Origin of the sequence: Nocardia sp. CC227C (assembly GCF_030767025.1) — a bacterium.
GTDB lineage: Bacteria > Actinomycetota > Actinomycetes > Mycobacteriales > Mycobacteriaceae > Nocardia.
Genome location: NZ_JASITE010000001.1, coordinates 298,435 through 312,352 on the forward strand (window position 1 = coordinate 298,435; position 13,918 = coordinate 312,352).

Below are 13,918 nucleotides of genomic sequence, written 5' to 3' on the forward strand. Positions count from 1 at the left end.
ATATTCATATCGACCATGCACCGAAATGAGGTAGTGCCATGGTAGAGGCGCGGATCACGGTCAACGGGAAGTCCACGCCGATTTCCCCGGCCGCACCCCATACGACGGTTCTGGATTTCCTGCGTGAGCGCGGCTTCACCGGGAGCAAGGAAGGCTGCGCCGAGGGCGAATGCGGCGCGTGTTCGATTATGGTGGCCCGACCCGGCGTCGAACAGCCCACCGACTGGGTCGCGGTCAATGCCTGCCTGGTCCCGGTCGCCGCCCTGGACGGTCAGGAGATCGTCACCGCCGAGGGGCTCGGCACCCTCGACGCGACCGGAGCGCCGACCGAGCTGCACCCGGTGCAGCGGGAGATGGCGGTGCGGGGCGGCTCGCAGTGCGGTTACTGCACGCCCGGATTCATCTGCAGCATGGCCTCGGAGTATTACCGTCCCGGCCGCTGCCCGTCCGCCGTCGGCGAGGATTCGGCCGTCGTCGATTCGGCCGCCGTCGCGGATTCCGCCGCCGCACCACCGCACTCGCACGACGGTGAGCACGGCCCCAATGGTTTCGATCTGCACGCGCTGAGCGGAAACCTCTGCCGCTGCACCGGATACCGGCCCATCCGCGACGCCGCGTACGCGCTCGGCGCACCGGATGCCGACGATCCGTTCGCGCGCCGCCGGGAACAGGCCGCGCCCGCCCCGGTCGCCACCGAGTACACCCGGGACGGACGCACCTTCCGCCGACCGGCGAGCCTGGCCGACGCGGTGGCACTGCTGCGGGAGCGGCCCGACGCGGTCCTGGTCGCCGGTAGCACCGACTGGGGCGTGGAGGTGAATATCCGGGCGCGGCGCGCGGAGTACGCCATCGCCATCGACCGCCTCCCCGAATTGCGGGAGCTGCGCATCGCACCCGGGCACATCGAGATCGGGGCGGCGGTGCCGCTCACCGAGATCGAACGCCGCCTGGACGGTGGGGTGCCGTTGCTGTCGGAGCTGTTCCCGCAGTTCGCCTCCCGGCTCATCCGCAACAATGCCACCCTCGGCGGCAATCTGGGCACCGGTTCCCCCATCGGCGACAGCCCGCCCGCCCTGCTGGCGCTCGGCGCGTCGGTGCTGCTCGCCTCCGCCGACGGGGAGCGGGAGGTCGACCTGGCCGACTACTTCACCGGATACCGGCAGAGCCTGCGGCGACCGGACGAACTCATCCGGGCCGTGCGCATCCCGCTGCCGCTGGCTCCGGTCGCCGCATTCCACAAGATCGCCAAGCGTCGGTTCGACGACATCTCCAGCGTGGCGGTCGCTTTCGCGCTCGACATCGAGGACGGGACGGTCCGCGCGGCGCGCATCGGCCTGGGCGGCGTTGCCGCCACCCCGATCCGCGCCCGCGACACCGAGGCGGCCCTGATCGGGCAGCCCTGGTCGACCGACACCGTGGAGCGGGCCGCCCGCCTGCTCCAGGCCGAGGGCACACCCATGAGCGATCACCGCGCCAGTGCCGAGTACCGCGCCGCGATGCTCGGCCAGAGCCTGCGGAAGCTGTACGCGCAAACCACCGAGGCGGTGCTGTCATGAGCCATCTGTCCGAACGCCCCGAGAAGCCCGTCGTGGGCGTGCCGCTGCCGCACGAGAGCGCATCGCTGCACGTCACCGGGACCGCGCTGTACACCGATGATCTGGTGTACCGCACCAAGGACGTCCTGCACGCCTATCCGGTGCAGGTGATGAAGGCGCACGGCCGCATCACCGCCCTGCGCACCGAGCCCGCGCTGGCGGTGCCCGGTGTGGTGCGCGTGCTCACCATCGCCGACGTGCCCGGCGTCAACGATGCCGGGATGAAGCACGACGAGCCGCTGTTCCCCGAGGAGGTCATGTTCCACGGCCACGCGGTGGCGTGGGTGCTGGGGGAGACCCTGGAGGCGGCCCGCGCGGGCGCGGCGGCCGTCGAGGTGGAACTCGACGACCTGCCCGCCATCGTCACGCTGCGGGAGGCGATCGAGGCCGAGAGCTTCCACGGGGCGCGGCCCACCATGATCCGCGGCGATATCGAGGCGGGCTTCGCCGCGTCGGCGCACGTCTTCACCGGTGAATTCGAGTTCAAGGGCCAGGAGCACTTCTACCTGGAGACGCACTGCGCCTTGGCCCAGGTCGACGAGGCCGGGCAGGTGTTCATCCAGAGCAGCACCCAGCACCCGTCCGAAACTCAGGAGATCGTGGCGCACGTGCTCGGCCTGCACAGCCACGAGGTGACCGTGCAGTGCCTGCGCATGGGCGGCGGTTTCGGCGGCAAGGAGATGCAGCCGCACGGGTTCGCGGCGGTGGCCGCACTCGGCGCGAAGCTGACCGGTCGCCCGGTTCGATTGCGGCTCAACCGGACTCAGGACCTGACCATGTCGGGTAAGCGGCACGGATTCCACGCCTCCTGGCGGATCGGCTTCGACGCCGACGGCCACATCCAGGCACTGGACGCCACCCTCACCGCGGACGGCGGCTGGAGTCTGGACCTGTCCGAACCGGTGCTGGCCCGCGCGCTCTGCCATATCGACAACACGTACTGGATTCCGCACGCGCAGGTCGCCGGGCGCATCGCCAAGTCGAATACGGTGTCCAACACCGCTTTCCGCGGCTTCGGCGGTCCGCAGGGCATGCTGGTGATGGAGGACATCCTGGGCCGGTGCGCACCCCTGCTCGGACTGGATCCGGCGGACCTGCGCGAACGCAACTTCTACCGGCCGGGTCAGACCACGCCGTACGGGCAGCCGGTCGGGCAGACCGATCGCATCGGCAGGATCTGGCACGAGGTGCGCGACACCGCCGACTGGGAGCGACGGCGGCGCGAGATCGCGGAGTTCAACGCCGCGCATCCGAACACCAAGCGCGCCTTGGCGCTCACCAATATCAAGTTCGGCATCTCGTTCAACCTGACCGCCTTCAACCAGGGCGGCTCGCTGGTGCTGATCTACAAGGACGGCTCGGTCCTGATCAACCACGGCGGCACCGAGATGGGCCAGGGCCTGCACACCAAGATGATGCAGGTCGCCGCGACCACCCTCGGCATTCCGCTGCACAAGGTGCGGTTGGCCCCCACCCGCACCGACAAGGTGCCCAACACCTCCGCCACCGCCGCCAGCGCCGGGGCCGACCTCAACGGCGGCGCGATCAAGAACGCCTGCGAGCAGCTGCGGTCGCGGCTGGAGCGGGTGGCCGGGTCGCAGCTGGGGGTGAACGCGTCGGACGTGCGCATCGTCGACGGCGTGGCGCGCGCCCTGGGCAGCGACCGGGAGCTGGACTGGGACACCCTGGTGCGCACCGCCTACATGCAGCGGGTGCAGCTGTCGGCCTCCGGCTTCTACCGCACCGAGGGATTGCACTGGGACGCCAAGACCTTCCACGGCTCGCCGTTCAAATACTTCGCCTACGGCGCGGCCGCGACCGAGGTGGAGGTGGACGGGTTCACCGGCGCGTACCGCATCCGGCGCGTGGACATCGTGCACGACGTGGGCGACAGCCTCTCGCCGCTCATCGACATCGGCCAGGTCGAGGGCGGATTCGTACAGGGCGCGGGCTGGCTGACCCTGGAGGACCTACGGTGGGACACCGGTGACGGGCCGGGTCGCGGACGGCTGCTCACCCAGGCGGCGAGCACCTACAAGCTGCCCAGCTTCTCCGAGATGCCCGAGGAGTTCAATGTCAGGCTGCTGCGCGATGCCACCGAAGAGGGGGCGGTATACGGCTCCAAGGCGGTCGGTGAGCCGCCGCTGATGCTGGCGTTCTCGGTGCGTGAGGCGCTGCGGCAGGCCGCCGCGGCTTTCGGGCCGGGCGGAGTGAGCGTCGACCTGGCCTCGCCCGCGACGCCGGAGGCGGTGTACTGGGCCGTGCAGGCCGCGCGGGCAGGAACCGGGCAGGCGGATGAGGGCGGCTCGTCCGCCGATGGGCTGGCGCGTGCCGTTGGCGGTGCGGGGGCCGAGTCGCGTCCGTCCGGAGATGGGCACCAGCGCAACGGGAATGGCGGCCGGAGTCGCAACGGCGCGGGCCGCGGCGGCGATGGACAGCCCGCGGACGGTCCGCGCGGCACCGATCGGGTCGCGGTGGGCGAGGGCGGCCCCGGCGCCGACGGGAATTCGGCGGATTCCGATGCGGGCGCGCTCAGCGGTGCCTGAGATGACCTGGGTCGCCGCGGTCGCGCGGTTGCGAGCCCGCCGGGAACCCGGCGTGCTGGTGACCGTCGCGGCCGTGCGCGGCCACGCACCCCGCAAGGCCGGGGCCAAACTCGTGGTGGGGCGGACCGAGAGCTGGGGCTCGATCGGCGGTGGCAATATCGAGGCCGTCGCCATCGACCGGGCCCGCGAACTGCTAGCGCCCGGTGCGGAGCCGGAGCTGATGGAGTTCGCCCTCAACGACAAGGTCACCAACCGGCACGGGGTGCAGTGCTGCGGCGGCACCGTCACCGTGCTGCTCGAACCGCTGCCGGTGGTCCCGGTGGTGGCGATCTTCGGTGTCGGGCACGTCGGGTGGGAGCTGGCTCGCATCCTGGCCCGCCACGAACTCGACCTGCACCTCATCGACACCCGCCCCGACCAGCTCGCCGAGGATCGGCTCGGGGTGCTCGCGGACGCGGTGGCGCAGGTGCACGTGCACCACACGCCGCTGCTGCCGGAGGAGGTGCTCGCGGAGCTGCCGCCGGGGGCCCACATCCTGATCATGACCCACGACCACGCCGAGGACGCCGCCCTCTGCGACGCCGCCCTGCGCCTGCCCGAACTCGGTTCGATCGGATTGATCGGATCGTCGGCCAAATGGGCGCGGTTCCGGCAGCGTCTGGCCACCGAGGGCGGTCACGACGCCGCCGCCATCGACCGGATCACCACCCCCATCGGCCTGCCCGAGATCACCGGCAAGGAGCCGGCCGTCATCGCGGTGAGCGTGGCGGCGGATCTGCTGCGCGCCTTCGCAGGGATCGCCCGCACCGACAGTCACCCGGCGGGAATGTGAAAAGATCTGCGAAACAACAGTTTTGACGCGTACCGTAGGAATGGTCTCAGGGCGCCGGGACGACTCGCAGGGGAAGCCGATCCGGAAAGGGGGACTCGGTGCAAGACGCGGAGCGATCGCGAATACTGCTGCCTACCATCCAAGTGCGCTGGTCGCCGGAACAGGCGGCGTTCGTGGCATGGTCCGAACAATGCCCGGAATTGACCTACAGTGACCCGGCGTCGTCATTGGTGGCGCTGGACGGACTGATCGGCGCGGCGACCGATACCGGTATGTGAGTGGTCGACCTGCGGTGCGCCGGGTTATGACACGCACAGGTCGGAGAGGTGCGCGACCCAACTCGTAGGCCAGGGGTGGGCTTCCGACGGTGCGGCGGTCCGCTGAACGTACGGTCGCCGTCCGCGTTCGCGGCTATTTTCCGGCGCAGAAGTCGTCCCATTCGGTGACTCGGATGACCGGGCCCGCGCCGGCGGCGTTCTCGCCGCGGCCGGTGGAAGTCGCTGCGAAGGCTATGCCGCGCACGCATACGCGCGCGATATTCGGGAAGCTGTCGGTATTGCGGAAGATCTCGACGTAGTCCACATCGTGGATGGCGTCCGGCGGGCCACTCCGGTCGCCGAGTTCCTCCTTGCCGCAACCGGTCAGGGCGAGCAGCAGCGCGGCGGACAGACAACCGATGGTCAGGCGGGGCAGCATGATGCTCAGCCTGCTGCGTACCGGTCGTGCAGTCAATAGCGATCTGTTCGGACAGGGCCGAAATGTCCAGGGGGAGATGCGATCTGCCCGCCCCGTGCCCCGCATCCGACACGGGGCGGGCAGTCACGTCCTATCGGACTCGGTCAGCGCGGGGTGCGGGCCCGCGCTGCCTCACAGGCCGCCGAGCAGCAAATGCAGCAGGCTACCAACGATGTCTATCAGACCGGCGAGCAATCCCATTGTTCTCTCCTTCGATCTCCGCTGTGCGAAAGGGATATCCCCTGTCGCCGGATAGCAGCCTAATCAATGGGATATTTCCAGATGGTAACTCTTTGTCACGCCTGAGTTTCCTTGTAGGGCAATAGTTTCAGGGTTTCGGATGCATTAATTAGCCGCGTTTCGATGCGATTTAATCAATGGTGTCGGACAGGTCGTGAACCGTTGGCGCACGCATCGCCGGCGACGGAGGTCCGGCCCTGCCCACGGGCCCGCGATCGCGTCGGGGGTGGTTCGCGTGACGGCGTGATGAACCGTCGTGGAACACTGTGTGAATGGCGGGGTTGTGGACCGAATCCTCTCAGACGACAGCCGACGACGCTCCCGGCGCTCCACCGGGGCGGCCCACCTTGCGGGCCGTGGTGCGGTACACGTACCTGGCGGCCTTGGCCGTCACGGTGCTGACCGGGGGACTGCCGTCCGGGCGGCTGGTGGAAGCGGCCTGGATTCTGACCGGGGTGGTGGCGTTCACCATCGACCGGCCGGTGCGTGACCACCTGCGGGTGCTGGTGGACTGGCTGCCCCTGATCGGCGCGCTGGTGGTGTACGACGTCACCCGCGATCTCGCCGATACGCTCGGCATGCCGCTGCGGATGGGGGAACTGGTCGCGGCGGAGCGGGCACTGTTCGGGGGAGTGCTGCCGACGGTCTGGTTGCAGGAGCAGCTGGCCTCCGACGGCGAACCGTGGTGGACGCCGATCATCGGCGTCGTCTACACCACGCATTTCATCGTGCCGTGGGCGGTGGCCGCCATCTTCTACGTGTACTCGCGACCGCTGTGGGCACGGTACATGCGCCGCATCCTCCTCCTGTCCTACCTGGCGCTGCTGACCTACATCCTGGTGCCCGCCGCCCCGCCCTGGTACGCCAGCCGCGAAGGCGCCATCGCCGAGGAGGTCCGCCGCATCTCCGGCTTCGGCCTCGGACTGGTGCCGTCGGACACCAGCGCCGGCTGGCTCGAACAGCACGGCAACTACGTCGCCGCGCTGCCCTCGCTGCACACCGCCTTCGCCGTGCTGGTGACCGTGACGCTGTGGCCGCTGCTGACCTCGTGGTGGTTGCGCGTCCCCCTCGCGATCTTCCCCGCGGCCATGTCCTTCACCCTGGTCTACGGCGGCGAGCACTATGTCGTCGACGTTCTGCTCGGCTTCGCCTACGTCGGCCTCACCGCCCTGCTGGCCGGACTCTGGGAGCGCCGCACTCGACTGCGCCGGCGCGAACCGGCCGCCGAGACTCCCGAACTCGTGCGCCACTAGGGCGTATCCGCATCCCTCGCGCGGGGGACGGGCGAAACCGCCCGCGGGAGGGATGTGGTCGCACAGGGTGCGCGCCTAGCGTCGAAGCATGATCGAGGCGCGGGGACTGACGAAGTACTACGGGCGGACGCGCGCGGTCGCGGACGCCACGTTCGTGGTGCGACCGGGGCGGGTGACCGGGTTCCTGGGACCCAACGGCTCGGGGAAGTCGACGACGCTGCGGCTCACGCTCGGCCTCGACACGCCCAGCCGGGGCGTGGTGACGGTGTGCGGGCGGCGGTATCGCGCATTGCGGCGGCCGCTGTTCACCGTGGGCGCGCTGCTGGACGCGGGGGACGTGTTGGCGGGGCGCACCGCCGCGGCGCATCTGTCGATGTTGGCCGCCTGCACCGGGATTCGGGCGGAGCGGGTCGATGAGGTGCTCGGACTGGTGGGGCTGGCCGATGTCGCCGGTCGCCGGGTCGGCGACTTCTCGCTGGGCATGCGGCAGCGGCTGGGAATCGCGGCGGCGCTGCTGGGCGATCCCGGGGTGCTGATTCTGGACGAGCCGATGAACGGGCTGGATACGGAGGGGATCCGGTGGATTCGGCGGCTGCTGCGCGGCATGGCCGACGAGGGCCGGACCGTGCTGCTGTCCAGCCACCTGATGAGCGAGCTGGAACTGGTGGCCGACCACCTGCTGGTGATCGTGGCGGGGCGGCTGCTCGCGGATGAGCCGATCGGCGAATTCGTCTCCCGCGGCACCGAATCCGTGGTCCGGGTGCGCAGCGCCGACCTGGCGGCGCTCACCGCCGCCCTGGACGGGCCGGTCGAACTGCGGGGTGAGGTCGCGACCGTGCGCGGGCTGGCGCCGCGCCAGATCGGGCGGGTGGCGGCCGATCGCGGCATCGTGCTCGACGAGCTGACCCCGGTGCGCGCGTCGGTCGAGGACGTGTACACGGATCTGGTTGCCGCACACCGGCAGTACGGGCAGCGGGCAGTCCGGGAGATCGCATGACACGCACCGCCACCCCGCTTCCCATCGCGGCCGCCCCGGCCGCGGGCGTCCTGCTCGCGGACACCGTGTCGGCGCCCCCGGAGAGGAGGGTCCGCAGGTGACCGTCGTTTCAGCACCGCTCGCGCCCCTGCTGCGCGATCAGCTGCGGTCCGAGGTGATCAAGACGCGGTCCGCGCGCAGCCTGTGGCTGCTGCCGCTGCTCGCGCTGTCCGTCCCGCCGGTCATGGCCGGCGTGGTCGGGCTGACCGGCAGCCTGGAGCCGGACGACACCGTACTCGGCGGCGCGCTGACCGGAACCTCGTTGGCGCTGGCGGTGATCGGAGCCTGGGCCGCGCTGGTCGTCACCACCGAATTCGGATCGGGGACCATCCGGCCGGTCCTGACCGCCACCCCGTGGCGCGATCTGCTGCTGGCCGCGAAGGCCCTGCTGGTGGTCGCGGTGTCGACGGCGGTCGGCGTACTCGCGGTGACGACCGCCTGGCTGATCGGCGGCGCGGTCATCGACGGCGGGACATACGCTGCGGGACAACCATTTCCGGGGATGATCGGCATCTACTGCTGTTTCCCGGCCGTCGCCGTGCTCGGTCTCGCCGTCGGAGTCGCGGTGCGGAGTTCGGCCGGTGCGGTGGCCGTGATCACCGCGCATGTGGTGCTGCCCCAGGTCACCGCCGCCCAGGCGCTGGGGGAACTGCACAAGTGGGTGACCGTCGTCGCGCCCAGCGCGGTGGTGGCGAAGCTGTCGCAGAGTTCCGACGGGGCTGCGGAACTCATGGGATCGCTGGGCGGCTGGCCGCGCCTGGCGCTGGTGGCGGTGGGGGCGGTGGCCGCGCTCGGAATGGCCAGGCGCACCCTGAACCGCGCCGATATCTGAGATCGTGGAACCATGCTCGAGCTGATCTCGGCACCGCTCGGCCGCTTCCGGTGGGTCCAGGCGCTGTCGGCCGCCCTGCTGGTGCTCGCGGCGCTGGTGTTCGCGGTCGTGCTGCACACCCTGCAATCGGATACCGGGTTGACCGACCGCCGCGCCGTCGGGCTCGCCCTGATCCAGGGCCTCGCGGTGGCGCTCGCACCCCGGCTGCCGCTGCCCGCCTGGGCGGCGTCGGCCATCGCGGTCGTGGTGGCGTCGCTGTGGGTGGACACCGGGCTGTGGGTGGACGCCATGATCAACAGTCACCTGCTGGTGTTGGCCGTCCTCGCGCTGAGCGTGCCCGCCCGGCAGGCCGGGGCCTACTGGGCGGGCACCGTGGCCACCGGTGCGTTGCTCGCCGCGCTACTGCGACCGCCGCGTGCGCTGTCGGAGCTGCTCGAGGTGGCGGCGCTGGCGGCCCTGATCCTGGTGGCCGGTGCGGCGCTGCGCGCCCTGGCGGCGGCCCGGCGCGGACTGCGCGACGAGCAGGAGGCGGCCCGGCGGCAGCGGGAACGCACCGCGCTGCTGGAGGAGCGGACCCGGATCGCCCGCGAACTGCACGATGTGGTGGCGCACCACATGTCGGTCATCGCCATTCAGGCGGAGGCCGCGCAGTTCCGCGCATCCGACACCGCACCACGGACTTTCGCCGCCATACGGGACAGCGCCGTCACCGCGCTCGGCGAGATGCGCCGCATTCTGGATCTGCTGCGCTCCGGCGACACCGGCGCGGCGCCGCAGCCGACCGTGACCGATCTGCCGCAGCTGGTCGACTCGGTGCGCGGCACCGGCATCCGCGTCGAACTCGATACCGACGGCGATCTCACCGCGATTCCGGCGGGCGTCGGACTCTCGGCGTACCGCATCGTCCAGGAAGCGCTGAGCAATGCCGTCCGGCACGCGCCCGGCGCGGCGGTGCGGGTGCGTGTCGACTGCGCCGCCGGCCGGGTGCGCATCGACGTCGACAATCCGCTACCCGACGGAGCCGTCGGCGTCCGGGCCGGGCACGGGCTGACCGGTATGCGGGAGCGGGTCGCGGCCTACGGCGGCACCCTCACGGCCGCGCCCGCCGACGGCCGCTTCCGGGTGCGCGCGGAACTGCCGATCCGGGACGAGTCGTGACGGCCATCCGCGTGCTGGTCGCCGATGACCAGGAGTTGGTGCGCGAGGGCCTGACCGTGCTGCTCGACGCGCAGCCGGATATCGCCGTCGTCGGCCATGCCGCCGACGGGATCGCCGCGGTGGCGCAGACGCGGCGGCTGCGCCCCGATGTCGTCCTGATGGACGTCCGCATGCCCGGTGTCGACGGGCTGGAGGCCACCCGCCGCATCGTCGCGGCCGAGCACGGCACCCGCGTCATCGTGCTGACGACCTTCGACCTCGACGAATACGTCTACACCGCGCTGCGGGCGGGGGCGAGCGGATTCCTGCTCAAGGACGCCTCGGCGCACATTCTGGGCGAGGCGGTGCGCGCCGTCGCCCGCGGCGAGGCCATGCTCGCCCCCACCGTGACCCGCCGGCTGGTGGAACGATTCGCCCGCACCGCCGACACCCGCCCGGGTCCGGCGCCCGCCGAACTCACCGCCCGCGAGACCGAGGTGCTGGTGTGCATCGCGCGGGGAGCGTCCAATGCCGAGATCGCGCGTGCCCTGGTGATCTCGGAGCAGACGGTGAAGACGCACGTGGCGCGCATCCTGGACAAGCTGCACCTGCGCGATCGCACCCAGGCCGCGATCTACGCCTACGAAACCCGTCTGGTGCGGCCCGACTGAGCCGGATCGGCCGGACTACCCCCAGAGATCGGTGGTCGGCAGGTCGCTGAGCTGGGGATGCACATCGTTGTCGATGGTGACGATCACGCCGTGCCGACCAAGGTCGTGGGCGAGCTTGCGGGCCACGGGCTCGGCGGCCCGGTACTCGACCACGGCGCCGCCTTCGGGGAAGCGCAGGCGCACGTGGACATCGTGCGAGGCGGTGGGGTCGGTCACCGGAACAGCCGGTGGTCGATGGAATCCGTACGCGTGGTGACGGCATGGTGAGCGACGCCGTTGTCGTCAGTGCAGCGCCGTATGGCACGGCGGCACGGTTGCCGCCGGCCTTCCGGCGGTTCCGATGACCGATGGTGTGCGCGGATGCCGCGCTCCCACAGCGCCGGATCGCCGATGCGGCGGTAGGAACGCCGGGACAGTCGACTCTGCGTCACCCAGTCGATGGTGGGTTGCCCACTTTGCGGCGACACCGGAAACTGGTTTGCGGTTGTTTGAAGATTGGCGGGTCGGAACTGCTCCGCCTTGCGACGCGTTACCCCGGTAGGGAACCGTCGGCGGCATGTGCGGCAACGACGGAAGGTTTTCCCGACAGAGTGGTCGGGTATTCAAAGCTGCTGGGTCGTCCGCTCCGCGATTCGGAGGCGACAGAGCGTGACTGGTTCCGACGGCGGTGCGAGGGATGGACTGATGGGCGCGAACCTGCTGATCGTGGAGGACGACGACCGGGTCCGGGAGGCGCTGCGGCTGGCCATGGAGGACGAGGGGTACGAGGTCTCGGAGGCGGGCGGTGCCGAGGTGGCGCTCGCGCAGGTGCGCAGCCGCGGGGTTCCCGACGTCATGATCGTGGATCTGATGCTGGGCGCGATGGACGGATTCACCTGCATTCGTGAGGTGCGCCGCGATCACGATGTGCCCATCATCGTGGTGAGCGCGCGCGACGACACCCACGATGTGGTGGCCGCGCTGGAGGCCGGGGCGGACGATTTCGTGACCAAACCGTTCGAGATCAAGGAGATCACCGCGCGCATGCGGGCGCTGCGCCGCCGGGCGCGGCTGGCGCAGGGGCGCGACGCCGCCCCGGACCCCGACGGCCGCCCCGAGGTGGTGCTGGACGCCGATGCGAACCCGCCGCTGGTGCTGTCGCAGGACAGCGGCCGCCTGCTGCGCGGTGACGAGGAGGTGCATCTGACGCTCACCGAGTACCGGCTACTCTGCGAATTGGCGGAAACGCCGGGCCGGGTGCTCAGCCGCGATGTCCTGCTCGAAAGGGTATGGGACCGCGGGTTTTTCGGTGACCAAAGGATAGTGGACGTGCATATGCGCAGGTTGCGTACCAAGATCGAGAGGGATCCCTCCGCCCCGCGGATCGTGGTGACGGTACGCGGGCTCGGATACCGACTAGACGTGCAGCGGTGACCGCGGACGCCGGCGCCACCCGATGGCGGCCCGCGCGCAGCGTGTACAGCCGCGCGGTGCTCGCCTTCGCCCTGAGCGCCAGCCTGGTGTCGCTGGTGCTGGCGGTCTCGGTGTTCACCGTCGGCCGCGGCTATATGGAGGGACAGCGCGAGCGTTCGGCCGAACGCCTCACCGACGCCCATATCGGGATGCTGCGCCAGAATGTCGCCGCGGAGCGGCCCACCGAGGCCGATCTGGTGGCCATCGAACCCCCCGACGGCACGGTGATGCTGGTGCGCTGGGGTGACACCTGGATCGACAGCGACTCCGCCCTGGCGACCTCCGCGCTGCTGTCATCGGATATCGCCACCGGTTCGGAGGAGAGTACGCAGCGGGTGATGGTGGCGGGCAAACCCTATCTGCGCGTTGGCCTTCCGCTGAACGCGCGTGGGGACATGTTCTACGAGTTCACACCCATCGCCGAGCTGGACTCCACCCTGCGCATGCTGCGGAATCTGCTGATCGCCTGCGCCATCGTCGCCTCCTCGGTCGGTGCGGTGCTCGGCGTGTGGGCGAGTCGGCGGGTGCTCAAACCGCTGCACCAACTGGCCGTCACGGCTTCGCGGATCGCCTCGGGCGAACTCGACACCCGGCTGCCGCGCACGGCCGACCGCGATCTGTCCGATACCGTCGACGCCTTCAACACCATGGTCGATTCGCTACAGCAGCGCATCGAACGGGAGCGCCGCCTGGTCGGCGACGTCAGCCACGAACTGCGCACCCCGCTCACCACACTGGTCACCAGCGTCGGCGTCATGAACAAGTACGAGGATCAGCTGCCGGAGCGGATGCGGCGGGCGCTGCGGTTGACCAGCGACGAACTCAGCCATATGCGCCGGATGCTGGACGACATGCTGGAACTGGCGCGCGTGGACGCCGGGGTGCACCGCGGCGACGTCGAACTGCTCTCGCTCGGCGAACTGCTCACCCATTCCCTCGCCGAACGGCACTACCCGCCCGAACTGCTCACGGTCGTCACCGATTCCACCATCGAGGGCCGACGGCTCGAACTCGAGCGCACCGTGGCCAACCTGCTGGAGAACGCCTCGCGCCACGGTGGGGGGCCGGTCGCGGTCACCGTGCGCCGGGACGGCGCCGACGCGGTGATCACGGTCGATGACGCCGGTCCCGGAGTGCCGGTCGCCGATCGCCGCCGGATCTTCGAGCGCTTCGCCACCATCCGGATCGAACGCGGCGCGGCGGTCGGAACCGGTATCGGCCTCGCCCTGGTGTCGGAAACCGTTGCGGCGCACGGGGGCCGGGTGTACTGCGAGGATCGCCCCGGCGGCGGAGCGCGGTTCGTGGTGCGGCTGCCGCGGGTGGACGCCGAGCTGCTGGAATCCGAGCGGGAGCCGACGCCGACCCGCTGACGGCGAACCGGGGGCGGCGGCGACCCGGTGGCCCTGTAGGTTCGCGAGGGAGCTGCCCTGACAGCGGAGCGCCGCCGCCGCTGCGACGGTACCGCACCGGCAGCGCGGAAGCCGGTGGCCGGGAGCGAAAGTCGGGAAGCCGTGCCCGGATCGCAAATCCGTCGTCAACCCGCCGCAATACTCCGGCCCGCCGCAGTACCCCGGCCCACACTGCTGTCC

At 70.6% G+C, this 13,918-nt stretch carries 13 protein-coding genes; 11 read left to right on the plus strand and 2 right to left on the minus strand.

The genetic code is table 11. From position 1 onward, the window contains the following. Nucleotides 1–38: 38 nt before the first annotated feature. From QMO76_RS01295 to QMO76_RS01310, 4 genes are all read left to right on the plus strand, one after another. Entirely contained in the window at nt 39–1,556 is a 1,518-nt protein-coding gene (locus QMO76_RS01295) for a xanthine dehydrogenase small subunit (protein ID WP_306359266.1), read from the plus strand. Then, nucleotides 1,553–4,141, plus strand: coding sequence for a xanthine dehydrogenase molybdopterin binding subunit (xdhB, locus tag QMO76_RS01300; protein WP_306359267.1), 2,589 nt, complete (start codon nt 1,553–1,555; stop codon nt 4,139–4,141). The genes QMO76_RS01295 and xdhB overlap by 4 nt, the downstream gene beginning before the upstream one ends. Nucleotide 4,142: 1 nt before the next feature. Continuing rightward, the gene (gene xdhC, locus QMO76_RS01305) at nt 4,143–4,973 is read left to right on the plus strand and encodes a xanthine dehydrogenase accessory protein XdhC (RefSeq protein WP_306359268.1); all 831 of its coding nucleotides are present in this window, start codon (nt 4,143–4,145) and stop codon (nt 4,971–4,973) included. Nucleotides 4,974–5,116: 143 nt separating this feature from the next. After that, nucleotides 5,117–5,251, plus strand: coding sequence for a hypothetical protein (locus tag QMO76_RS01310; protein WP_306359269.1), 135 nt, complete (start codon nt 5,117–5,119; stop codon nt 5,249–5,251). A gap of 133 nt (nt 5,252–5,384) precedes the next feature. Here QMO76_RS01310 and QMO76_RS01315 read toward each other — a convergent pair whose 3' ends face one another. Beyond that, complete coding sequence (locus QMO76_RS01315) at nt 5,385–5,669, minus strand: hypothetical protein (protein ID WP_306359270.1); 285 nt, start codon at nt 5,667–5,669, stop codon at nt 5,385–5,387. A 551-nt stretch (nt 5,670–6,220) separates the two neighbouring features. Between QMO76_RS01315 and QMO76_RS01320 the strand changes: the two genes are divergently transcribed. From QMO76_RS01320 to QMO76_RS01340, 5 genes are all read left to right on the plus strand, one after another. Continuing rightward, a complete protein-coding gene (locus QMO76_RS01320; protein ID WP_372341866.1) occupies nt 6,221–7,201 on the plus strand; it encodes a phosphatase PAP2 family protein in 981 nt (326 codons plus the stop codon). Between the two features lie 88 nt (nt 7,202–7,289). After that, nucleotides 7,290–8,198 (plus strand): ATP-binding cassette domain-containing protein, encoded by a 909-nt coding sequence (locus tag QMO76_RS01325; protein ID WP_306359271.1) that lies wholly within the window; start codon nt 7,290–7,292, stop codon nt 8,196–8,198. Nucleotides 8,199–8,295: 97 nt separating this feature from the next. Beyond that, complete coding sequence (locus QMO76_RS01330; RefSeq protein WP_306359272.1) at nt 8,296–9,069, plus strand: ABC transporter permease; 774 nt, start codon at nt 8,296–8,298, stop codon at nt 9,067–9,069. Between the two features lie 12 nt (nt 9,070–9,081). Continuing rightward, on the plus strand, nt 9,082–10,227 hold the full coding sequence (locus QMO76_RS01335) for a sensor histidine kinase (protein WP_306359273.1): 1,146 nt from the start codon (nt 9,082–9,084) through the stop codon (nt 10,225–10,227). After that, entirely contained in the window at nt 10,224–10,877 is a 654-nt protein-coding gene (locus QMO76_RS01340) for a response regulator transcription factor (protein WP_306359274.1), read from the plus strand. The genes QMO76_RS01335 and QMO76_RS01340 overlap by 4 nt, the downstream gene beginning before the upstream one ends. A 15-nt stretch (nt 10,878–10,892) precedes the next feature. Here the strand turns inward: QMO76_RS01340 and QMO76_RS01345 are convergent, their stop codons facing one another. Beyond that, entirely contained in the window at nt 10,893–11,093 is a 201-nt protein-coding gene (locus QMO76_RS01345; protein WP_306359275.1) for a hypothetical protein, read from the minus strand. 468 nt (nt 11,094–11,561) lie between these two features. Here QMO76_RS01345 and QMO76_RS01350 point away from each other — a divergent pair, with 468 nt between their 5' ends. Both QMO76_RS01350 and QMO76_RS01355 read left to right on the plus strand, forming a co-directional pair. Beyond that, a complete protein-coding gene (locus QMO76_RS01350; protein ID WP_306359276.1) occupies nt 11,562–12,290 on the plus strand; it encodes a response regulator transcription factor in 729 nt (242 codons plus the stop codon). Next, complete coding sequence (locus tag QMO76_RS01355) at nt 12,287–13,699, plus strand: HAMP domain-containing sensor histidine kinase (protein WP_306359277.1); 1,413 nt, start codon at nt 12,287–12,289, stop codon at nt 13,697–13,699. The genes QMO76_RS01350 and QMO76_RS01355 overlap by 4 nt, the downstream gene beginning before the upstream one ends. Nucleotides 13,700–13,918: the final 219 nt, after the last annotated feature.

Bases quoted from the DNA above. Each gene is read 5' to 3' on its own strand.
- QMO76_RS01335 (WP_306359273.1), top strand. From the start codon at position 9,082: ATGCTCGAGCTGATCTCGGCACCGCTCGGCCGCTTCCGGTGGGTCCAG.
- QMO76_RS01320 (WP_372341866.1), top strand. From the start codon at position 6,221: ATGGCGGGGTTGTGGACCGAATCCTCTCAGACGACAGCCGACGACGCT.
- xdhC (WP_306359268.1), top strand. From the start codon at position 4,143: ATGACCTGGGTCGCCGCGGTCGCGCGGTTGCGAGCCCGCCGGGAACCC.
- QMO76_RS01315 (WP_306359270.1), bottom strand. From the start codon at position 5,669: ATGCTGCCCCGCCTGACCATCGGTTGTCTGTCCGCCGCGCTGCTGCTC.
- QMO76_RS01350 (WP_306359276.1), top strand. From the start codon at position 11,562: ATGGGCGCGAACCTGCTGATCGTGGAGGACGACGACCGGGTCCGGGAG.
- QMO76_RS01325 (WP_306359271.1), top strand. From the start codon at position 7,290: ATGATCGAGGCGCGGGGACTGACGAAGTACTACGGGCGGACGCGCGCG.
- xdhB (WP_306359267.1), top strand. From the start codon at position 1,553: ATGAGCCATCTGTCCGAACGCCCCGAGAAGCCCGTCGTGGGCGTGCCG.
- QMO76_RS01295 (WP_306359266.1), top strand. From the start codon at position 39: ATGGTAGAGGCGCGGATCACGGTCAACGGGAAGTCCACGCCGATTTCC.